This is a genomic window from Methylomonas koyamae (assembly GCF_001644025.1).
GTDB lineage: Bacteria > Pseudomonadota > Gammaproteobacteria > Methylococcales > Methylomonadaceae > Methylomonas > Methylomonas koyamae_A.
Genome location: NZ_LUUK01000175.1, coordinates 26926 through 47696, shown reverse-complemented (window position 1 = coordinate 47696; position 20771 = coordinate 26926). Strand labels below are relative to the sequence as shown.

Genomic DNA, 20771 nt, shown 5'->3' with positions numbered 1-20771 from the left:
GGCAAATCCTTCCTTCGACCGCCGTCTTCGCTGAGCTGGATGACAACAGATGTGCTGGTAAGTTAAGTCCGACAGGCTCCTAGGATCGGAATAGTTGTAGACAATCTGCGCGACATGCACGTGCAGCATGGCATTCAACGGAAACGGCTTGCGCCCGCGTCCTTTACCAGACGCATAATGTGGCTCGATCACCGCCAGAATGATGGACCACGGCAATAAGGCTTCGATCTGGCCGAGAAACTTTCGCGCCGGGTCACTTTGCCTTTGTTAGCGTATTCGGCATCGGCAAAACTGAGTTGTTGGGGCTGGTCCATGGGCGTCGTCTCTACCGCGATTTCGTTGGAATATTATACCACTTGCTGTTTTGGGGAATTAATCAGAGGTTCCCTTATCCGAACGCTATCACGAGAGTGAGCGACATTCCCTCTGTTATACGCATTCAAGATAAACAAATCAGATAATGTCAATTTACCGGATGATTTGCTTTTTCTATTCTACCTGTAAGACCACTACTTTCAAATACGCTAATGACTTTACTCGCATTCAACAACCCAGAGGACATGGCTATTTCAATAAAAGCCTCTGCCTTGGTATTCGAAGATCCACAATCGAAGAAACTGCTTAAGCGTATCAAACAAGTAGCGCCATCCGAAGCGAATATACTAATCATTGGCGAAACCGGAACCGGTAAGGAATTAATTGCGCGGCATATTCACAGTATCAGTCATCGTAGGAATGAGCAGTTTGTTGCAATAAATTGCGGTTCGTTATCTGAGTCGCTCGTGGAAAGTGAGCTGTTCGGCCATGAAAAAGGCGCATTCACCGGGGCACATACGTTTAAACAAGGTTGGTTTGAAGCTGCGTCGGGCGGTACGCTATTTCTGGACGAAATCGGTGACTTACCGTTGTCAATGCAAGTGAAGTTACTGCGAGTTCTTCAGGAGCGTGAAGTGGTTCGGGTCGGCTCTCGCCAACCTATTCCGATCAATGTGCGCTTGATTGCCGCGACGAATGTAAATCTGGAAGAAGCGGTTATTGCCGGACGATTTCGAGAAGATCTATATTATCGATTAAGCGTGGCGGTTTTAAATTTGCAGCCATTACGTTTGAGGCCTGGTGATATATTGCCGCTTGCTCGCCATTTTCTGGCATCCTATGGCAAGCGACTAGGCTGTCCCGATAAGATATTCTCATTAGATGCGGAAGCGCTGATGTTTCGTCATTATTGGCCAGGTAATATCAGGGAATTGGAAAACGCGGTGCATCATGCGGTTTTAGTGTCAGCGGCTCGGGAAATAGCAGCCGACGACTTTAAATTGTTAACGCTCAATTTACGTCCGGCGTCGAACGATATTCAGAAATCCAGTCTTGATGATTTATACCCATTTTTTGCAAATTTGTGTGAGCAACAGCCGGAACAGCTTGCCGAGCGGGTTGAAAAGGCACTATTCGCGGCAGCCTACGATGCTTGCAACCACAATCAACTCGCCGTGGCCCGTTTATTGGGCCTCAGTCGCCATGTTGTAAGAGCAAAACTAATCGGGTACGAAATTATCCCGCCTAACCGTAAAGCTCTCGCCAATGCATCGGAAAACCAAGCAAAAGTATCGGAAAACACCGAAAAACCATTGTTTTTCCCTTTCAAAATGTATATCAAGGAGACTAGCGGAATACGAATAAGTAGTGCTCAAGAAACTGAAACTTCCGCCGAAGTCTGGGGGTATTAAATATTGAGAATCGCTTGCGCGTTTTTGAAAAATATGTTATCTAAAACTGTCGATTTAAAGCCTAATGACCGATAATCTTTTATGGTTTGAGACAGGGCTCTAAATGGATACGAAGAACCAAATAGTAACTGATCCTGTAAAAATCCATTGGCTGCCTCAACGTAGAGCTGAGCGCCGGGCTGAAAAATATACATATCCGGTACTAAATAGATGTTTTGGTAACGAAATGCCGCACCTAGTATCTCATTAACGAACGGATAGTAACCGTGATAGCAGATAATTTTTAAGTCCGAATAACGCCGTGCCAAGCGAGCCACCGCATTGGGGTGCGCGAAATCAAAGTCCGGCGTGGTGGGGCCGGTCATCAGACAAACCGGGACACCCAACTCTAAGCAGGTCTGATATACCGGATCAAGGAGAGGATCGTCGGCATGATGTGCCGGAAGGCCAAATCCTGGTTCGATATTGATGGCCTTAAAGCCGAGTTCGCGCACAGCCCGATGGATTTCGCTGATCGCCGAATCGGCTCCGCGCGTTTGAATATCCACCGAACCGATACCGACCAAACGTGAGCTTTGGCTAACCAAGGCCGATATTTGATCGTTATCGATCGTTAGATCCGGCGTTTCCCGACCAACCACCACAGCCTTGTCGACACCGGCTTGCTCCAACTCGCTTAAGTAACCCGATAGCGTTGATGAGCGTTCCAAGTGCCCGACGTCCAAGGAACCAACCCGGTGATTTAACCAGACTGCTGTTTCGTAAGCGGCCGTTCCTGGGCTTGCGCCGAAAAAGTCGTGCAAAAATGCCGGACGATTACGCATATCGATGATGGTAGACAAATTGACCTCGCTTTATTCAGAAAAGAAACTTGGCTTGCGCGGCTATTGAGCCTTTTTCAGGGCAACCCGACCGGTATCGCCGACTGGGCTCAAATGCACCACCGGTTGCGCCTTGCCTTCATCGCGCCGCTTCACCAAGGGTAGTAACGGAAACAGCAACTCAGCCACCCGATAGGCTTCTTCAAGATGCGGATAACCGGACACTACAAAGGTATCGATCCCAAGGTCCGCGTATTCTTTTAAGCGTAACGCAACGGTTTCGGGATCGCCGACCAATGCTGTTCCTGCTCCACCGCGCACCAGCCCGACACCGGCCCACAGATTGGGGGCAATTTCCAGATGATCGCGCGAACCGCCGTGAAGTTCGGACATGCGTCGTTGTCCTTCAGAATCGGAGCGGGCATAGGCTTTTTGCGCTTGGGCGATCGCCTCGCTATCGACATCGCGAATCAATTCATGAGCGGCTTGCCAAGCGTGTTCATCGGTTTCTCTGACGATAACGTGGATGCGCAAGCCAAAGCGGACAGTTCTGCCCAATTGCGCTGCTTGCGCTTTAACGTCGCGAATTTTTTCAGCGACCGCAGCTAAAGGTTCTCCCCAACTCAGGTAGTAATCGATGTGTTGTGCGGTCAAGCGATGACCTGCTGGCGATGAGGCGCCGATAAACAACGGTGGATAGGGACTTTGCACCGGCGGAAACGCCAGTTTCGCTTGCTCAACCCGTAGATGCTTGCCTCGGTAACTAACCGTTTCTCCTTGCATGAGGCGTTTCCAGATTGTCAGAAACTCTTCGGTTAGTTCGTAACGGCTGTCATGGTCATGAAACAGGCCGTCGCCTGCTAATTCCACCGGATCACCGCCGGCCACAACGTTGACCAATAGCCGACCGCCTGACAATCGATCTAATGATGATGCCATTCGTGCGGCCACGGTGGGCGAGGTTAAGCCCGGCCTCACCGCGACTAAGAATTTCAAATGCTCAGTCACCGGTATCAACGACGACGCTACAATCCATGGGTCTTCGCAGGTTACCCCGGTCGGGACCAATACACCGCTATAGCCGAGTCGGTCGGCGGCCATCGAGATTTGCTGCAAGTAGCTGTAATCGACTGCTCTTAGTCCTTGTTGGGAATTCAGGTAGCGTCCGTCGCCATTGGTCGGTAAGAACCAGAAAATCTTCATACGCTATTCACCTCCAGCAAGCTGTCTATGTCCCGTAAATGCCCCATCTTTTCAGTCTTGGTGCGCAGATAACGCAGATTCTCGGGATTCGGCCTGGGTTCCAACGGCACCCGACCAGCGATTTTCAGTGGATACCCCATCAGTTCGGTGAATTTGGCGGGATTGTTGCTCATCAGTAATAAGCTGTTAACCCCGAGATGCGTGAGGATTTGTGCGCCGATGTCGTATTGGCGGGCATCGGCTGGCAGGCCGAGATCCAGATTAGCCTGCAAGGTATCGCGCCCCAAGTCTTGCAGGCCGTAAGCCTGGATTTTATGGGCTAATCCGATGCCTCGGCCTTCGTGGCCGCGCAAATACACTAACACGCCGGCTCCAGCTTGGGCGATTTGCATTAGCGCCATTTTCAGTTGATTGCCGCAATCGCAACGCAACGATCCGAGTACATCGCCGGTCAGACACTCGGAATGCACCCGGACCAGCACGTTTTCGCGGCCGGCAATCTCGCCTTTGACCAGGGCAAGATGTTCCGAGCCGTCCAAAATTGAACGGTAGACATGTACTCCGAAGATGCCGGCTTCCGTGGGCATTCGGGCTTGGGCAACCCATTCAATCAACTTTTCGCTACGTCGCCGGTAGGCGATGAGTTCCGCTATCGAGAGTAGCGGCAAATCATAATGTCGGGCAAATTCAATAAGGGCTTCACCTCGCAAGATACTTCCGGCATCATTGACCAGCTCGCACAATACGCCGGACGGTTGCAAACCGGCCAAGCGCGTCAGGTCGCAAGCGGCTTCAGTATGACCCGGTCGTTGCAGTACGCCTTGAGGCTTAGCGATCAACGGAAACACGTGACCGGGTCTGGAAAAATCGTCCGGCTTGCTCGCGGGGTCGGCCAATGCCTTAACCGTGGCGCTACGGTCATTCGCAGAAATACCGGTTGTGGTGCCGAGTTTCAGATCGACCGAGACGGTGAACGCGGTATGATGAGCATCGCTATTCCGGGCCACCATCGGCGGCAGTTGTAAGGCCTGAGCGCGTTCCTCGGTTAAAGCTACGCAGACTATGCCGCTGGTATGACGCACCATGAATGCCATTTTTTCCGGCGTCATTGCTTCGGCGGCGATGATTAAATCGCCTTCATTCTCGCGATCCAAATCGTCGACCACCACGACAAACTGACCCGTATGTATAGCGTTCAGCGCCTTTTCGATGTTGTTATCGTTCATAGCGTGTCTCATGAGTAAAAGCTGGGTTTAGGGGCTTGGCCGTTCAATACCCACGCCCCCAAATCCGCCAATTTGTAATCAACCGGATCGTGCAACGAATGGGTGCGCAGATTACGCCAGAAGCGATCGAAGCCGGCTTGAGCGGTGGTTGCTCTCGCACCGGTTACTTCGAACAAGCGCTGCGTCACATCCAATCCGGAGCGGGTTGCCAACACTTTGGCAGTGGCGGCGGCAATCGCAGTATCGGCGCGCTCCTGCACGGTCAAAGCGTCCTCTTTGCTCCACGCCAGATCCAAGGCTTGCGCGGCATAGTCTGTCGCCAACGCCGCGGCATTGATATCCACCCAAAACTCGCCATATTTCTTTAAGGTATAAGGGTCTTGCGTGGCACTTTCCACGCCGGATAGAAACCATGCCCGACTTTGCGAGCGGGTATATTGCCTCGCCTCGGCCAACGCACCTTCGGCTATACCTAGGTAAATATTGGTTAGGACAAGCTGCGCGATCAACGGCCTAAGAGTCGCGAAGACACTTCCCAACGGTCCTGGGTTACGCAGGATTTCGTGATCGTAGACACGCACATGGTCGAACGCGACACTGCCGCTGTCAGTCTGGCGCTGCCCCATGTTGTTCCAATCGGCAAAGCGGGTAATGCCTGGGCGGTTCGGCGGTAACGCGGCTATAAAAAGCTTGCCGTCGGGCTCGCGTAATGCCGAAACGATCAGATAATCGGCATCCAAGGCGCCAGAGCAAAAGCTCTTATGGCCGTCTATCAACCAATCGGCGCCATCCGCAATCAATTTCGCGCGGGTATCCAACGGATTTAAGGTATTCCCCCAAAACCAATTGTGTTCGGCCGTTTCTTGGTAAAAGTGCCGCCATTGGTCGCCGAACAGTCTCACGGTCGCCAGTAGTAAATGCTGAAAGCCAAACAAGTGGCCCAATGAACTGTCTGCTCGGGAAATAATCCGAACGACACGCAAGGTGTCATGCCAATTAAAACCAAAGCCTCCAAATTCTCCGGGAATGATGAGTTTCAACAGCCCGCTGGCGCGCAGCTGGTCGCGCTCCGCCTTTGCCGTACCGCCCAAACGATCTCTTTCGATCGCGGTTTTGGCGAAATCGGCGGCAAGCCGCTCGGCCTGCTCGAACACGGCTTGTACTTGGCAATTCGCCACCTTAGTGCCCATCAGGCAGCCACCGATTGTTCGTTTTCCAATTGTCTGACCAGCGGCAGCACATGTTTGCCAAAATAGGCCACTTCTTCTTGAAAGTGCAGAAAGCCGGTCAGCACCAAATCAACTCCGATATGTTTCAATGCCACGATACGCTCGGCAATTTGCTCGGGGGTACCGATCAAGTTAGTCTTAAAACCGTCGTTGTATTGCACCAAGTCTTCTAAAGTGGATTTAGCCCAATTACCTTCCCCCTCCGGAGACGCTTTACCGGCTTGCTGCACTTCATGGCTGAAAGCCTTCACGGCCTCCGGATTGGCTTTGTCGATAATTTCGTGCAACACGGCCTTGGCTTCCGCTTCGGTATCGCGAGCGATGACAAAGGCGTTGACGCCAATTTTGACCGAATGCCCGTTTGCCGAGGCCTTGGCGCGAATATCGTCCACTTGGGCTTTGATGCCTTCCACAGTATTGCCGTTAGTGAAATACCAATCCGATACTCGCGATGCCATATCCCGGGCCGCGCGCGAACTGCCGCCCTGGAAAATCTCGGGATGTGGCTGTTGTAGCGGTTTTGGCTTCAACGAGTAATCGTGAAAGCGGTAAAAATCGCCTTGGAAATTAAAGTTATCCGCGGTCCAAATGCCTTTAATGGCTCTGATAAATTCTTCCGAGCGCCGATAGCGCTCATCGTGCTCCAGCCAGTGTTCGCCGATGGCCGTAAATTCGCCTCGAAACCAGCCGCTGACAATATTCACGGCAACACGTCCCCCGCTTAAGTGATCGATGGTGGCAATTTGTTTGGCTAGCACTGCCGGGTGCCAAGGGCCGGGCAAAACCGCCGCGATCACTTTCAGCGTTGAGGTGGACTCCAATAACGCATGACTGAACGAGATCGACTCGTGCTGGTACTCGGCGCCGTAACCGGCCGTAAAGCGAATTTGACTGAGCGCGTATTCAAAGCCGGCTTCTTCGGCAATCCTTGCCAGCTTGCGGTTATAGTCAATATCCCAACTGGTGCGCTGTTCGATATTACTGATGATTAATCCACCACTGACGTTGGGTACCCAGTAGGCAAACTTAATCGGAGAGAGTTGATTTGAAGATGGCAGACTCACAATAGTGGCTCCTTTATCGCGCAAAAAGAGTCCGGACGCCCCGCATGGGCTGCATCCGGGCAGATAAGATGGATGGTTGGCCGGTTATTCGCCACCAGCCTCGAACAATTCCAGCGGTAACCCGACCAGAACTTTGCCTATCCATTCGCGCGCGATATTGTTGGACGGCCCCATACCGATACCGGCGCGGGCGTCGCGGAAAATGCGTTCGATGGGACCTTTTTTGTAGCCGTAACCGCCACTGACATCCAGCGCGTTGCGCGCCGAGATATTCGCCACTTCGGCGGCATGTACCTTGAATTCGGTCAGCGGAATCAAGATTTGGCCTTGTGGTTCTCCATTAGCCTGTAAATCGTCCAGTTTCCGTGCCAGTTCGCGTTGCCACGGACCAAGGCTCTCGATCAACACTTTGGATTCGCCCAATTGTTGTCTCAGCACTTGGTAGTCCGAAAGTTTGCGATTAAAGTCGCGATGTATGTTGGCGGATAAATGTTCCGATGCTCTTTCCAGGGCAGCACGTGCCACGCCGTGCCACACCGCTCCCAAGCCGATCAGATAAACCGGAGATACGCCGTGGTAGACGATGTCCTTGCCTTGGCCTTCTTCGCCCAAACGGTTGCGCGTTTCCACCCGCACGTCCTTATAGGTAATCGGGCCGCTGTGATTCCCCCGGACACCCAAGGCCTCCCAGATACCGTGGCTAATGCCGGGCAACTTGGAATCGACGATAAAAAAGCTGATGTCGGTCGGCCCCTTGGCACCCGGCGATCGCGTTTGAAAAATGTAATAGTCCGCCTGGCCGGCACTGGTGGTGAAGGATTTTTCCGCGTTTAACAAGTAGTGGCTGTCGCCGTCTCGAGATGCTTCGCTGAAATTGAACCACCAGTGTCCGCCAGACGCTTTTTCGCTGGTTGAGTAAGTGCCGACCAGACCGTCGCGCGCCGGTTTCAGCCAACGTTCCTTCTGATCGTGATTTCCGAACAGATTGATGGTTTGCGCGGCACCGGTGTGCATCACGTATACCAGTCCGGTGGAAGCGCAGGCACGGCCAATTTCCTCGGCAACTATCGAGAAAGCCACGTGGTCCAAGCCCAACCCGCCGTATTCCTTTGAAATTAGCACACCGTTCCAACCTTCCTTGGCCAAGGCATTCAGATTTTCCCGTGGGAATACGCCTTCATCGGTTTTTTCAGCGTTGGGTCGTATCACCTCATCGACCAGTTTGCGAATGTCGGTGCGAATTTTTTCGTAATCATGTTGAGCCATGGTGGAATTTCCTTATGCGATTTTCTGAGTGGTTTGAAGAGAGTGAATGCGGGTTTGGGCGGCATCAACGGCCTGTTTTGCCGCCGCCGAGATGCGTTCCAGTACGACGGGTTCGGCAAAACGTTGGCCATCGTAATCCTGCTCCGCCGCATAAATGCCAACCGGCAAGGCGTTTGCGCCAAAGAATGCAAACAATGGACGCAGTTGATGCTCGATGACCAACGCGTGTTTGTAGCCCCCGCCAGTAGCGGCCAAAATCACCGGCACGCCGACCAAAGCATTAGGATCGATAAAGTCGATTAAATGCTTGAAAGCGCCGGTATAGGAACCTTTATAAACCGGACTAACTGCAATCAGCAGATCGGCCGAGGCTATGGTTTGCAATACCTTGCGGGCTTCATCGTTCAATTCTCCTGGGTGTCGAGCCGGACCGAATATAGCCGCCCATTCCGCAAGCTGAAAAATCGTGGATTTTATCGGCGTAAGTAATTCCAATTCGGCCAATATCTGTTCAGCTAATACCAGGGTTTTTGACGGGGATCCCAGGTTGCCGGAAACCACCACTACATTTAATTTGCTCATGAATATTTAAAACCAGTAAATAAGTTAAAGAAAGCCTAGTAAACTAAATCACTTAAAAATGGAAATTCGCCCCGGCGCCTATCGACCATTCACTGCCATTTACCGAATAACTGCCCAGCGCCAGCGTTTCGCGATGCGCCGAACCCTCAAAGGCGTACGCACCAAATGCGTCCAAGCGGAATTTGGGATTGAATTGATATCCGAGACCGGCGGTTACGGTGTGTTGCCAGACCACGGGGCCCAGGGTGGTTTGCACGACTTTGATTAAGTCGTTCTGATTGAGGACACCGGGAACTGGGGTGTCGAGCGGTAGTGTGCCGAGGCCGGAAGCACCGGAAACCGTGCCGTTCGGTTTATCGCGCAAGACATCGCTGGCATAGCTATAGCCGCCACGAAATTGCCAATTGCCTTGGCTCCACTGTCCACCCAGCAATGCCAGGAACTGGTCTTGATAAATGTCTTGATACAGCGAGGATTCGGACCAACGTTTCCAAAGCACATCGGCTTCAAGCAACAAATTCCGAGTCGGATTGCCAGCCAGTCCCCAAGTAACTTCAAAGGGTTGTTCGACATGCAGCGTCTGGTATCGATCGTTGCCACCCACGGTAGTGGATAAGACGTTGCGATAGCTATATTTCAGCGGGCTCTTAACTGAAACGCCAACGGAAAGCTCGGGTAATAACTGGTAGGTCGCGCCTAGCGAGCCGCGAGTTGAGATATTGTGCGAACTGGCGGTGGTGCCGCCAAAATTGCCCGTCAAGCTTTGTAAGCCGCTGCTGTTGCCGCCGGTACCCAGCTGACCGATGCCGTAGCCCACCGTCAATGCGGCCCCCACCGATAACTTGGGGGTAATTTCATAGGCTGCCGCCAAGTTGGCGCTAAAGGATAGCAATTCGACTTGTAACGGCAGCGTTGCCGCACCGGCGACACCGTTGCCTTGCAAACCCAGACCCGCGCCGGCATTGATCGGCTGCGTTCTGTAATCGGCACCCAAACCCGAATCCACGCCAATACCGGCGCCGATGACCAAGCCCTGCGCTACTTCCCCGCTTAATGCGACATCGGGGGCAATATAATTTGCTGCTTGACTGTGCGATTCGTTGCTGAAACCGGCATTGCTTTGTTGGCTATAGACTTCGGGTTCCAAAATCGCCGCGCCCAAGCCAAAATTAAACCCTTTAAATTGCGTCAAGGTGGCCGGATTGCCAAACACAGCAGCGGACACTTCTTGAGGGCGAACAAAAGCGGCGCCAGCCATGCCGCCGGCGATGGGCTTTAAACTCAAATCCAGATCCGTGCCGGAATTTAATGCCCACACGCAACTGGAAATATTCATCAGCGTTCCAGTTACTGTGAATACATACAGTCCTTTTAAACCTGAAATAGATTTAAGCTGAGAATTAAAACTTATTTTCATTGATTGGTACTCACAGTTGTAAAAAAGCTCTTCTAGCGAGCTTTATCAATCCGATCTTTCGGATCATCATTAGGCTTACATCGCCTATTTCCGAATACGCTAAAACCGTGCCAAATAAATATCTTTTAAAAACATATAGATAATTTATAGGAGGCCTTTTTGGGCTGCCGCTACAGCAGCAAAGCCTGATCAGTTAGCCGCCTGTGCGGCAATGATTACTTAAAGGAACCTGCGATTAATGGCTGCGAGTGAATTAAGCCGCTGTTCGAGAAACCCGCCATGAAGCCCTCCTAACAAATCCGCTTCGCCGGTGTCGACTATGCCTACCCAGGCAAGCTCACCTAGCGTGAAATTCCTCGATCAATTCAATGCGTTTTGGGATCGAGCCGCATTACGCACCCGGCCAAGGGCACGGCCGTAAGCCGTTTACCTTCCGCTGGGTGAACGCGAGTTGTTTGTAAGAGTCGGCATGCAGAGCCGACCTCGTCCAAAAATTAAAGCAAGGTACGCGACCCAAGCCGCCTCCCAGCAAAATGGGCGGCCAGTGGTTCTTCGGCAGTCAGTTTCGCAAGGGCGTCGATCACGAAACCGGCCAGGTGGATACGCTTAAAGTCACCGCCGGGAACATCAGCGACGACCGAAGCGGCGTTCCTATTGCACGGCGAGGAACCTTTCGTCCAACGCGACGCCGGGTATCAATCCTGGGCTAGCGTCCTAAGATGTCGGCCGAAAATCCACCGTTTTGCTGGATCGCGATACGTCCCGGCAAACCGGCCAAGTTAGCGAAAGACGAGAGCAAAGACGGCTCGACCCCGCCGCCGGAAGACGGCGGCCGTAATCCCACGGTCAACTTCAAGGGCGAGCAGCGCAGCAACGAGACTCACGTATCACGCACCGATCCCGACGCGCGGCTGTAAAAAAAGAGCGAGGGCGACAAATCGCAGTTGGCATTTCTTGGTCATGCTTTGATGGAAAACCGTAACGGCCTGGTGGTCGACGTCGAAGTCACTCAGGCCAAGGGAACAGCGGAACGCGAAGCGGCTCAAGCTATGGTCAAGCGTACGATCCACAAGCCGGGCGCGACCTTGGGTGCCGATAAAAACTATGACACCCAAGACTTTGTCGCCAATCTACGCCAGCGCAAGGTGACCCCGCATGTGGCGAGCAAGGAAAAAGGCTCGGCCATTGACGGCCGCTCTCCGCGAGTTCTAAACGGTGACCTTACTGCCATCGAACTTGGTGAAGGTATACCCGGTGAATGGTTCGTTGTAGGTAAAGCGTTGATTCCGCAACAGACTGATCGCCAAGGCCTCGCCCAGAGAGTGAGACGCTGAAATATCCGAGCGCACATGGAAGTTATTGAAGTTTCGACCAAAACCGATGTTGTTGACCAGTTTGTTCAGTTCCCCGCCGACCGTCAGTATATCCTTGCCGCTATAAGGCCGGAGTTTGCTCGGGTCGTTGGGATCGACTTCCAAAGGATTCGGGATCACGTGGTTTTCGTCGAAGAACGCTTTCAACAAGGTGATAGGCACCGCAGCGCCTATCGTAGCACCGCTGGGGTAACCCGGATGAGTTGGCGCGCCGACATTGCTGGCGCTGGGAAGCAGATAAGTGCCGAATTGCTTGTAAATCCGCTGCACCGCCTCTGAATTCAATACGTCCGGGTGCAAGGGATAATTCGCGCCGTTGGTTAGGACTTTGTGCACCAGGCCGCCGTAGTCTTCCGGGCGCAACCGGCGGTTGACATACCAGTTTTGGTAATAAGAGGTACGGGTGGCGTAGGTGGCTGCCAGCGCCAGTAAGCCCTGGGCAAAACCGGTGGTAAACGACGATGCGGTGGCTTCCTGGGTTTTGGAGTTTCGGTACGGGTTGGCCGGGTTCAATGGTGCGCCGACCCCGCCCAGCAACGGATTGTCGGCATTGGGCGCGGCACTCAGGATTTGCAGGACGTGAAGATAGGTCGGTCCGGTTCCACGCGCCAACGTGGCCAGATCTCGGCCGTTGATGATGTGGCGCCGGCCGGATTCCAGCGTGATGCCGCGGCCAAGATCTTTTCCGTTGCGCAGGGCTAGCCATTCCTCCCAGGTGGCGCCGAAGGCCTCGCCGGCTTTTTGGATCGGTCGGGTTTGCGGTTGGCTGGCTATCGTGCCCCAGGCCGGAATCGCCCTGAGTAAAAACTGGGAAATGTAAGGACCGTCCAGGGCGCCGTCGGGGACGAGGTATTTGGCCTTTTTGCCGGAGGGGTCGGACCTATAGTCAACATAGGCGGCCGTCGCTCGGAATAAGGACTCGGGCGTGACTTTGCCGTCGACCTTGGGGCCGTTAAAGGCTTTCAGGTCGTTCAGCTCGGTGACTGCGGCCAGTACCAGCTCGTTGTCGGTGTCGTCGCGGTATTCGGTAAACGGCACGTCGCGCAGCAACGCCTGCCAATAAACTTCGATATGGTCGGCGGCCAGTTCCGCACTGGCCAACTCCGCCGGTGCCGGAATGGCCAGCTGGCTGTTGGCCAAGCCTTCGAGGCTCGCGGTCAATGGGCCCTGAATACCGGCCAGTTTGGCGGTGCCGCCCAACTGGATGTTTTCGAAATCCTCGTGTTTGCCCGAGCGTAGCGCCGTTAAATAGGATTCGTAGGATACGGGCAATACATGGCCTTGGTCGTCATGTTGCAAACCCTTGGTCGCGGCACCTATGTAATTGGGATAACGTAATTCGTCACCGTTATTGGGCTGAGGCGGAATGTCGACTTTGTAATCAATTTCAGCCGCATCCAAACGGGCTTTGAAGGCGCGTTTACGCAATTTTTTGGCATGGAGGGTACCCAGCGTGTCGTTCTGGTACTTTTTGCTAAAGTCCTGACCCACCGATTCGGGAATTTGACTATCGTCGGTGGAATAACCTTCGCCGACCGCGGCTTGTACCGCGCCCGGCAAGGTTGGTCCTAACACGCTAGCAGCGGTGATCGCGGCCGCGCGGCCGATGAACGAGCGGCGGCTAATGCCGTTTTGTTCGTCGATGTCGGTGGTTGAAGTGTGGTCATCCGCGGATGCGGATAGGTCGGATGCCGGAGTTTTACCGGCGCGAGTTGCGGTCGACATGAGATTTTGCTCCTTAAAATAGAGTGCATTCAAAATGTTTAAGTTGTCCAACCAGACTTCCGACGGAAAAATGGCAACGGTTAGATATTCGTTAACCGTTCCGCTCGGAAAGTTTGAGACTTTTGGTCTCGAACGGTATTTCACAAAATTTATGCCATCTATAAAGCCACGGAAACTGTTAACTAGCAGGTATAAATTGCTGTAAAAACCGCAGTTTCTGAACCATTGCTGTTGATTTTCAAGCTTTCCGGATAAATGCGAGAAAAATTCTCTTGGTTTATCGGTTTGCGCGGTTATTCAATCGAGTCTTTTAAAGGATTCTGGATTAACCAGGGTTTTTTATCTGGATGTAGTATGGTAGATTGGTCGCGAGAATAACTCTTTATAAAATGTACTTTGAAGTTAAAATGTCGCACCATTTATATGATTGTTACTGAACGCCTAAAAATTCGAAACTTTGTAGAGTCCGATTGCGAAGTATTAGTATCAATGCTTCAGGATAGTGTTTTCATGGCATATTCCGAGGCCGGTGCTTTAGCAACAGACCGTGCGGTTGCTAGATATAGAGAAATTCTGGAATACTCCAAGTCGGGACTGGGTAAAAAGGCCTTGATTCTAAAGGATACCAACCAAATTATCGGTTATTGCGGAATTGAACCCTTCGAGCTCGATGGCAAACGGGAGTTGGAGCTTGGTTATCGATTGATTGCATCTTATCGCGGCCACGGCCACGGCTACGCGACCGAGGCCGCGCGAGCCGTGATTTCGGCCTTCGCAGGGCCTAAGTTGTTCGCCTATGTCGAATCCGAAAATACGAAATCCCTAAACGTTTTAGTCAAACTGGGTTTTGAGGAATTGGGGTTGAGACAAATTAAGGAGAAATCGTATTTGCTTTTTCTCCGTGCCGAAAACTGCCGTGGACTTGGCGGTTAAATGTCGGGTCGTTGACGGGTAAATGGCGTCACGGCGCTCGCGAATTAAGCGCTAGACTGCAGGCCAGTGATACAACAGGAGTTTCCAATGCTAATACAAAAACTGAGATTGCAACACGGCTGGTCGCAACAACAATTAGCCGAATTGAGCGGCATCAGCGTCCGCACTATTCAACGAATCGAACGCGGACAAACGGCAAGTTTGGAATCCCTGAAATCACTGGCGGCGGTCTTTGAGATCGATTTTTCACAGTTAAATTCGGAGTTTGATATGAGTGGCGCTTTAAATCAGAATATTAGTAAAGACGAAATCCTTACCTTCGAGCATGTACGTAAACTCAGACGGTTTTACACGCATTTAATTCAATACATCGTTATTATTGGCGCTTTAGCCATTCTCAATTTGCTGCAAACGCCCCGCCATCTCTGGGTGATTTGGCCGGCGCTTGGTTGGAGTGTCGGGCTTTTGATACACGCATCTTCAGTATTCGATATACTGCCTTTCTTTGGAGCGGAGTGGGAAAGAAAACAAGTCGAAAAGCGCTTGGGACGTCCGTTGTAAATTAAAAAATCAGATCAATAATCTCGGCAATCGGTTTTATTACTAACGTTTTCAATAGTCAAATGGTTATTCGATTTTGAATCGCGCGGCTCATGTTGTCGCGGCTGTATGAGTAACTATTGTCCTAGCTGTTTACCAGGATTTTGACGGATATTAGTCAAGGGTTCCGCTGTCAGAACCCGATTACCGAACGAGAGCGGCTTTTTGCCTTAAAGAGCGGAAAGTCGCTTTCTCCACGGTGTAAAAAAATGCTTGGGCGGTTAACAGCGGTCAGGTTGCCGAAAATCTTAAGAAGGATCGGATAGCGGAGAAGTTCAGGCCGGCAAAAACGAATGGTGGCGAGAGGAAGCCCTGTGACTCGGGAGTTTTGGCGATCAGTCCTTTCAAATCTATTTAGACCGATTATTGATTATCCGGATCAGTTAGGTAATCAATCGAAGAAAGGCCATCAAACCCCGTTGTCCGACGCTCTGTTGATTATTTCCATCGTACTCGACATCCAGCACGCCGGTTGGTTGATATTTTCCGGTTAAGTAATCGTCTATTCGACGCATCCGTTGCGCGTGATCCGGGGTTCCGGGGATTAAGCGGTCGGGGGCGACCAGCATCGCAACCAGCGATTGAAATTCGGTCTCCGACAACGCCTTGAAAGGCTTATTAAAATACGCCGAGGCGGCAGTCTCAAAGCCGCGAATAGCCTGCCCGTCCTGACTGCCGAGATAGGCGACGTTCAACAGCAATTCCAGTTGCTCGTTTTTGGGAATCAGCGGATCTAACGCGTAACGGGCGATGAGCGTTTGACGGATCTTGGCCACCCCTTTATTAAAGCCGCCTGGAAAATACAACAATTTGACTAAAGCTTGGGTGATTGTCGTCATTCCAGCGCCCGGCGTATTGAGATCCACGCCGTGATGGCGATAAAACGCGGGATCTTCCACCGCAATCAGCAGCAATTTCTCGTTTTTTGATAAGTCGGACAGTGCAATGCCGTGCCCGTAGCGTTGCCAAGCCAGACCGACCAAGGCCGGTGTATCGCGGCGGGCCACGTATACTTCCTTCGCATAGTGAGTTGCAATGCCAATTGAGGCCAACAGCGTCAATGCCGCGGCGATGCGCCAGGTATTCATCTAAGTTAGGCGGCGTCTAGCGCGCTTTAGGCGACCGCTGCAATCGCTTGTTGCAGGCAGCGTTTGGAGGCAGGGATTAAGGTTGGACATTTGATTCTTCACTCATCGAAAATTGATGTTGGAACAAGCCGTGGGTCATCCATACGTCGGCATTGTGCAGGGCGAACGAAAAATCTCGTTGGCCGTGACGACTTCCGCCGCGCGGATACAGCACCGTCGAAGGATGAACGGTTCTTTTTTCATGACTCAAACGGCTACTTTTCGGATCATTGACAGCATAAGCTCTCATCATCCCGGCATACCTCCGGCGTATTTTGGTGGCGCTATCGACAAATCGGATCGTGGTTCAAAACCTGCTCGCCAAGGATTCCCGCAAAAACCGCCGGACGGTCGCGCCGCATTCGTGCCAACTCGGTAGCTGGGCGGAGGCGGTTAGGGCGTTATGGCTCAGCTTGGTCAGCCGGTCGCGGTCGCGATGCAGGTTTTGCAGCAGCGCGGCCAGTTCGGCAGAGTCCCCCGGTGCGATCAGGAAGCCGGTTTCGCCGGGGCGAATGATTTCCCGGGCCGCGCCGCCGGTGGTGGCAACGGCCGGCAGGCCGAAGCGCAAGGCTTCGGCGTAGACGATGCCGTAGCTTTCGTAGGCCGACGGCAGCACCATCAACTGATGCGTTCGGTAAAGCTCGGCCAAGTCGGCGCCGACCACCGCGCCGGCCAGTTCGATTCGGTCGTTCAACGCATGGCGGCGGATGGTTTGCCGCAGCTGGTTCACGTAGGCCGGTTCCATGTCCAAGCGGCCGACCAGCGTGGCGCGGTAATCGTGGCGCGGCAAGCGGCCGAGGGCTTCCACCAACACCTGCAGGCCCTTGCGTTCGATGACGTTGCCGACCGCCAGGATGCGCAACGGCCCGGCTTGTCGCGCGCGTTCGGTTAAGGTATCGGCGGCAACCGTGGCGATATGGTCGGCGGCCGGCGGCGCAATGCAATGCGGCGGCAAGCGGCCGTCCAGCATTCGGCTGATTTGCGCCAAAGTGGTCCGGCTGTTGGCGATGATGCCGGATACCGATTGCAAATAGCGGCGCTCGACCGCGCGGTATAGCCAAGCCAAGGGTTTGCCGGCGTTTTCGACGCCGCTCAGCAAATGCACCAGCGCGATCAGCGGCAGATTCAGCCGCCGCGCCAGCCGCCGGTTCAGCCAAAATAGCGACGGATGGGTCATGGCATCTTGGATTAACAGGTCCAATTCGGCAGCGGCGATGCGTTTCAGCAGTGCATCGGCGACATTGTCGGCCAAGTGGCTGGCATAGCGGCGATAGGGCAAGCTGACGATTTCGATGCTGTCGCCTTGGCCGCGCAGATAATCCAGCAATTGCCGATTGTAGAAATAGCCGCCGCTCAGGGTTTGGATATCGCCGTAAATCAGCAGGCCGATCCGCATCGTCCGCTCAAAATGTCCGGCTGAAAGCGGCCCAGCATTGCGGATTTTCCCAAAGCTTGACGCGTAGCCGGCCGTTGCCGGGTAGCTGGATTTCGGCGAACAGGCGCTGGCAGAGGATTCGGCTGAAATGCTCGATGCTCGGATTCAGGCCGGCGAACTCGGGGCAATCGTTGAGCAGGCGGTCGCGAAAGTCGGCGACCGCCGCGTCCAAGGCCGCTTCGATAGCGACGATATCGACCAGATAGCCGTGGCGATCCAAGGTCTCGCCGTCGATCCGCACTTCGGCGATGTAATGATGGGCATGCGCTTGATTTTCGCTGCCCCAATCGCCGCCGATCAAATAGTGGTTGGCGATGAAGTCGCGGCTGACGGCTACGCTGTACATAATGGGTTCTCCGATGAGGCGGTTAGGGTCAAGGTTCGAAACGCGACAAGTGGACCAAATACGGTTTTCCGGTGCCGCGCTCAGTAGCGGAACACGGCCTGCAACACGCCGCCAGGCGTTTGGTCGAGATTGCGGTACAGCGTGGCGGCTTGCTCCAGCGGCATCCGATGGCTAATCCAGGCTTGCGGTTGCAGACGGCGAATCGCGGTCCAGGCCGTTTCGAAGCGGCGAGCCTTGTCCCAGCGGCCGCTCAATTCCGGCGTGATCGTGCTGACTTGGCTGGTCATTATCCGCAAACGGTGGCGGTGCGCGCCGCCGCCCAGTTGCAGCGGCGCCGGTTGGCTGCCGTACCAACTGCCGACCACGATGCGCCCGGCGTAACCGGCCAATTCAAGCGCACCGTTCAACGCGGCCGGCGCGCCGCTGACTTCGAAAATCAAATCGGCGCCGGATTCGGCGGGCCGGCTTAAATCGACCGGCAAATTCAGATCGGCGCGCAGCGCCCGCCAATCGGCGTCCCGCGATGGGTCGTAGCTGGCGTGCATGCCCAAGGCCGAGGCCTTGGCGCGCCGGGCGGCAATGCCGTCCAGACCGACCAGGAGGCCCAGCGGAAATTGCGCCAAAATCCCGGTCAGCAGTAGACCGACCACGCCCAAGCCGCACACCGCGACTCGCTCGCCCAGCGCCGGAGCGCCGTCGTGAATCAGGTTAACGGCGGTTTCGGCGTTGGCGAGAAAGACCGCCGCCTCGCTGCAGACGTCGTCCGGGATCGCCAACAGTTGCGAGGTTTCGGCGACGAAGTGGCTAGCGTGCGGTTGAAACGAAAACACCCGCCGATCCAGCCAGTCCGGCGAAACGCCATTGCCGATCCGCTCGACGCGGCCGACGCAGGCATAGCCGTATGGCAACGGATAAGCGGTAGAACGTTGCAACGAAGCCAGGGTAGCGTCCAGCGCCAAATCCCCAGGCAACCGGCCGCGATAGACCAACAATTCGCTGCCGGCGCTGATCGCCGAACACTCGGCTTTGACCAACACTTGCCCGGCGGCCAAAACCGGCAATGGCGTTTCCCGCACTTGGACTTCGCCGGGCGCGACGAACCACAATTGGCGCAAGCTCATCCGGCCAACGCGTCGCGATATTGCAACGAGCCCCACATCACCAGGTCGTCGCCGAGCATTTGCGAGTGCCAGGGTTTGATACGGGGTAATCGACCCACGCAAGGATTCAGATCGCCGACGCCTTTCAGGCCGCCGACCAAGGTCGGCGCGACGGTCAACACCAACGCGTCGGCCAATTGCGCCCGCAAGAACGCGGTGATAATCCGGCTTCCGCCCTCGACCATCAGCGTGCGGATGCCTTTTTGCCACAATACCTGCAGTGCTTCGGCCAAATCCACCCGGCCGTCGTCGTCGCGCTCCATCGCGATGATTTCGGCGTTTCCGGCAAACGGCCGCGGGCCGCTGCGGCGGGTCAACACCCAACAGGTTTTGTCGGCGCGTTGGCACAACCGGGCAGCGGGCGGCATGCGTAATTGGCTGTCCAAGACGATGGGCTGCGGATTGGCGCCGCGCCATTCGCGCACGGTTAGTTGCGGGTCGTCGGCCAACACGGTGCCGATGCCGACCAAGATGCCGTCGTGCAAACTACGTAACTGATGGGTCAAGCGCAAGGATTCGCTGCCGCTCAAGCCCAGCGATTCGCCCCGGCGGGTGGTAATGCTGCCGTCCCAGCTTTGCGCGTAGCTCAAGGTGACGAACGGCCGCTGGGCCGGCTTAGTCACCGCGCTTTGCAGCGCTAGCCAGCGCTCAATCCGTTGATTCAGCGGCATGATCGGCCCGGATTAGGCTGGCGTCGGCCGGCAAGTCCAATTCCAGCAAATGATCCATGCGCCGCGCCTTGGTCAGTAAATAACCGGCGTTGTCCGGGTGTACCGGCGTTTGCAGCGGCTGGCGGCCGCTGACGGTCAGCCCGGCGGCGCGCAGCGCCTGGATTTTTAGCGGATTGTTGGTGATCAGCCGGAGCGATTGGACGCCCAGGTCTTCCAGTATCCGCGCCGCCAACGAGTAATCGCGCTCGTCGGCGCGATGGCCTAGCAACAGATTGGCGTCGAGGGTATCGTAACCCTGGTCTTGTAAATTGTAAGCGCGCAATTTTTGCAGCAGGCCGATGCCGCGGCCTTCCTGGCGCAGGTACAGCAGGATGCCGGTTCCCTGCTCCGCCAGCAATTGCAGCGATCGATCCAATTGTTCGCCGCAGTCGCAGCGCCGCGAACCCAGCACGTCGCCGGTAAAGCATTCCGAATGCAAGCGGACCAACACGTCGTCCCGCCCGGCCGGATCGCCAATCACCAAGGCCAGATGCTCCTTATCGTCTTGGTTGTTGCTGTAATAGTGCAGCTGAAACTCGCCGTATGCGGTAGGAATGCGGGTGCGGGTAAGTAGTGTGACGCTGGGATGGCTCATGCTGGTATCGGTCGAATTACGGCGGTTATTGAATCCGGCGCAAACGGCAAGGATACTGAAAACCCACTCGCCTTTTAAACGATAAGATCAGATAAACATATTCCCTAGCGTCAATTAGCGGTGTCCTGGCTCGGCTACCGAATGGCGATTTCCGGATGCCTGGATTTTTTATAGCGGCTTACGGTTTTCGAACAACCAGCCATAGAATCGGAATCGCCAACGGCCCCAATCC

Annotated in this window: 19 protein-coding genes and 2 pseudogenes; 4 read left to right on the top strand and 17 right to left on the bottom strand. The window is 54.3% G+C overall.

The features are described 5' to 3' along the window. Nucleotides 1-216: pseudogene (locus tag A1355_RS26170) on the bottom strand (hypothetical protein); the annotation flags it as partial. Between the two features lie 344 nt (nt 217-560). Here A1355_RS26170 and A1355_RS14010 point away from each other — a divergent pair. Beyond that, the gene (locus tag A1355_RS14010; RefSeq protein ID WP_269454758.1) at nt 561-1727 is read left to right on the top strand and encodes a sigma-54 interaction domain-containing protein; all 1167 of its coding nucleotides are present in this window, start codon (nt 561-563) and stop codon (nt 1725-1727) included. Here the strand turns inward: A1355_RS14010 and A1355_RS14005 are convergent. The 8 genes from A1355_RS14005 to A1355_RS13970 form a co-directional block, all read right to left on the bottom strand. Next, nucleotides 1724-2569, bottom strand: a complete 846-nt coding sequence (locus A1355_RS14005; protein WP_231883671.1) for an amidohydrolase family protein — start codon at nt 2567-2569, stop codon at nt 1724-1726. The two genes, A1355_RS14010 and A1355_RS14005, sit on opposite strands and share 4 nt — an antisense overlap. A 42-nt stretch (nt 2570-2611) precedes the next feature. Beyond that, nucleotides 2612-3751, bottom strand: a complete 1140-nt coding sequence (ssuD, locus tag A1355_RS14000) for an FMNH2-dependent alkanesulfonate monooxygenase (protein WP_064029157.1) — start codon at nt 3749-3751, stop codon at nt 2612-2614. Then, entirely contained in the window at nt 3748-4977 is a 1230-nt protein-coding gene (locus A1355_RS13995; RefSeq protein ID WP_064029156.1) for a bifunctional 3,4-dihydroxy-2-butanone-4-phosphate synthase/GTP cyclohydrolase II, read from the bottom strand. The genes ssuD and A1355_RS13995 overlap by 4 nt, the downstream gene beginning before the upstream one ends. Before the next feature lie 8 nt (nt 4978-4985). Next, entirely contained in the window at nt 4986-6167 is a 1182-nt protein-coding gene (locus A1355_RS13990) for an acyl-CoA dehydrogenase family protein (RefSeq protein ID WP_064029155.1), read from the bottom strand. After that, nucleotides 6167-7270, bottom strand: coding sequence for a dimethylsulfone monooxygenase SfnG (gene sfnG, locus A1355_RS13985; RefSeq protein WP_231883670.1), 1104 nt, complete (start codon nt 7268-7270; stop codon nt 6167-6169). Before sfnG ends, A1355_RS13990 begins: the two co-directional genes overlap by 1 nt. Nucleotides 7271-7354: 84 nt before the next feature. Then, nucleotides 7355-8536 carry an acyl-CoA dehydrogenase family protein gene (locus A1355_RS13980; protein WP_064029154.1) on the bottom strand — a complete coding sequence of 394 codons (1182 nt, stop codon included), beginning with the start codon at nt 8534-8536 and terminating at the stop codon, nt 7355-7357. 12 nt (nt 8537-8548) lie between these two features. Next, complete coding sequence (gene msuE, locus A1355_RS13975) at nt 8549-9118, bottom strand: FMN reductase (protein WP_064029153.1); 570 nt, start codon at nt 9116-9118, stop codon at nt 8549-8551. A 52-nt stretch (nt 9119-9170) separates the two neighbouring features. After that, nucleotides 9171-10454, bottom strand: coding sequence for an OmpP1/FadL family transporter (locus tag A1355_RS13970; protein WP_231883669.1), 1284 nt, complete (start codon nt 10452-10454; stop codon nt 9171-9173). A gap of 857 nt (nt 10455-11311) precedes the next feature. Here A1355_RS13970 and A1355_RS26165 point away from each other — a divergent pair. Continuing rightward, nucleotides 11312-11740 (top strand): annotated as a pseudogene (locus A1355_RS26165) (transposase); the annotation flags it as partial. Between the two features lie 3 nt (nt 11741-11743). Here A1355_RS26165 and A1355_RS13960 read toward each other — a convergent pair. Then, nucleotides 11744-13633: a twin-arginine translocation signal domain-containing protein gene (locus A1355_RS13960; protein WP_064029149.1), complete on the bottom strand. Its 1890-nt coding sequence runs from the start codon at nt 13631-13633 to the stop codon at nt 11744-11746. A gap of 423 nt (nt 13634-14056) precedes the next feature. Between A1355_RS13960 and A1355_RS13955 the strand changes: the two genes are divergently transcribed. Together A1355_RS13955 and A1355_RS13950 are read left to right on the top strand one after the other, a co-directional pair. Continuing rightward, complete coding sequence (locus A1355_RS13955) at nt 14057-14566, top strand: GNAT family N-acetyltransferase (protein WP_082885546.1); 510 nt, start codon at nt 14057-14059, stop codon at nt 14564-14566. 87 nt (nt 14567-14653) lie between these two features. Continuing rightward, nucleotides 14654-15127: a 2TM domain-containing protein gene (locus tag A1355_RS13950; RefSeq protein ID WP_064029145.1), complete on the top strand. Its 474-nt coding sequence runs from the start codon at nt 14654-14656 to the stop codon at nt 15125-15127. A 422-nt stretch (nt 15128-15549) separates the two neighbouring features. Here the strand turns inward: A1355_RS13950 and A1355_RS13945 are convergent, their stop codons facing one another. From A1355_RS13945 to ribA, 7 genes are all read right to left on the bottom strand, one after another. Next, the gene (locus A1355_RS13945) at nt 15550-16254 is read right to left on the bottom strand and encodes a transglycosylase domain-containing protein (RefSeq protein WP_064029143.1); all 705 of its coding nucleotides are present in this window, start codon (nt 16252-16254) and stop codon (nt 15550-15552) included. Between the two features lie 76 nt (nt 16255-16330). After that, nucleotides 16331-16546: a hypothetical protein gene (locus A1355_RS25265; protein ID WP_157197888.1), complete on the bottom strand. Its 216-nt coding sequence runs from the start codon at nt 16544-16546 to the stop codon at nt 16331-16333. Between the two features lie 54 nt (nt 16547-16600). Next, on the bottom strand, nt 16601-17689 hold the full coding sequence (locus tag A1355_RS13940) for a glycosyltransferase family 4 protein (RefSeq protein ID WP_064029141.1): 1089 nt from the start codon (nt 17687-17689) through the stop codon (nt 16601-16603). Nucleotides 17690-17696: 7 nt separating this feature from the next. Next, nucleotides 17697-18074, bottom strand: coding sequence for a 6-pyruvoyl trahydropterin synthase family protein (locus A1355_RS13935; RefSeq protein ID WP_064029139.1), 378 nt, complete (start codon nt 18072-18074; stop codon nt 17697-17699). An 80-nt stretch (nt 18075-18154) separates the two neighbouring features. Beyond that, complete coding sequence (locus A1355_RS13930) at nt 18155-19195, bottom strand: zinc-dependent alcohol dehydrogenase (protein ID WP_064029137.1); 1041 nt, start codon at nt 19193-19195, stop codon at nt 18155-18157. Continuing rightward, a complete protein-coding gene (locus tag A1355_RS13925) occupies nt 19192-19905 on the bottom strand; it encodes a RibD family protein (RefSeq protein WP_064029135.1) in 714 nt (237 codons plus the stop codon). Before A1355_RS13925 ends, A1355_RS13930 begins: the two co-directional genes overlap by 4 nt. Beyond that, on the bottom strand, nt 19883-20539 hold the full coding sequence (gene ribA / locus A1355_RS24635; protein WP_082885548.1) for a GTP cyclohydrolase II: 657 nt from the start codon (nt 20537-20539) through the stop codon (nt 19883-19885). The genes A1355_RS13925 and ribA overlap by 23 nt, the downstream gene beginning before the upstream one ends. Between the last annotated feature and the right edge of the window lie 232 nt (nt 20540-20771).

Bases quoted from the DNA above. Each gene is read 5' to 3' on its own strand.
- A1355_RS14010 (WP_269454758.1), top strand. From the start codon at position 561: ATGGCTATTTCAATAAAAGCCTCTGCCTTGGTATTCGAAGATCCACAA.
- ssuD (WP_064029157.1), bottom strand. From the start codon at position 3,751: ATGAAGATTTTCTGGTTCTTACCGACCAATGGCGACGGACGCTACCTG.
- A1355_RS13995 (WP_064029156.1), bottom strand. From the start codon at position 4,977: ATGAACGATAACAACATCGAAAAGGCGCTGAACGCTATACATACGGGT.
- A1355_RS13990 (WP_064029155.1), bottom strand. From the start codon at position 6,167: ATGGGCACTAAGGTGGCGAATTGCCAAGTACAAGCCGTGTTCGAGCAG.
- A1355_RS13980 (WP_064029154.1), bottom strand. From the start codon at position 8,536: ATGGCTCAACATGATTACGAAAAAATTCGCACCGACATTCGCAAACTG.
- msuE (WP_064029153.1), bottom strand. From the start codon at position 9,118: ATGAGCAAATTAAATGTAGTGGTGGTTTCCGGCAACCTGGGATCCCCG.
- A1355_RS13970 (WP_231883669.1), bottom strand. From the start codon at position 10,454: ATGAATATTTCCAGTTGCGTGTGGGCATTAAATTCCGGCACGGATCTG.
- A1355_RS13960 (WP_064029149.1), bottom strand. From the start codon at position 13,633: ATGTCGACCGCAACTCGCGCCGGTAAAACTCCGGCATCCGACCTATCC.
- A1355_RS13955 (WP_082885546.1), top strand. From the start codon at position 14,057: ATGATTGTTACTGAACGCCTAAAAATTCGAAACTTTGTAGAGTCCGAT.
- A1355_RS13950 (WP_064029145.1), top strand. From the start codon at position 14,654: ATGCTAATACAAAAACTGAGATTGCAACACGGCTGGTCGCAACAACAA.
- A1355_RS13945 (WP_064029143.1), bottom strand. From the start codon at position 16,254: ATGAATACCTGGCGCATCGCCGCGGCATTGACGCTGTTGGCCTCAATT.
- A1355_RS25265 (WP_157197888.1), bottom strand. From the start codon at position 16,546: ATGATGAGAGCTTATGCTGTCAATGATCCGAAAAGTAGCCGTTTGAGT.
- A1355_RS13940 (WP_064029141.1), bottom strand. From the start codon at position 17,689: ATGCGGATCGGCCTGCTGATTTACGGCGATATCCAAACCCTGAGCGGC.
- A1355_RS13935 (WP_064029139.1), bottom strand. From the start codon at position 18,074: ATGTACAGCGTAGCCGTCAGCCGCGACTTCATCGCCAACCACTATTTG.
- A1355_RS13930 (WP_064029137.1), bottom strand. From the start codon at position 19,195: ATGAGCTTGCGCCAATTGTGGTTCGTCGCGCCCGGCGAAGTCCAAGTG.
- A1355_RS13925 (WP_064029135.1), bottom strand. From the start codon at position 19,905: ATGCCGCTGAATCAACGGATTGAGCGCTGGCTAGCGCTGCAAAGCGCG.
- ribA (WP_082885548.1), bottom strand. From the start codon at position 20,539: ATGAGCCATCCCAGCGTCACACTACTTACCCGCACCCGCATTCCTACC.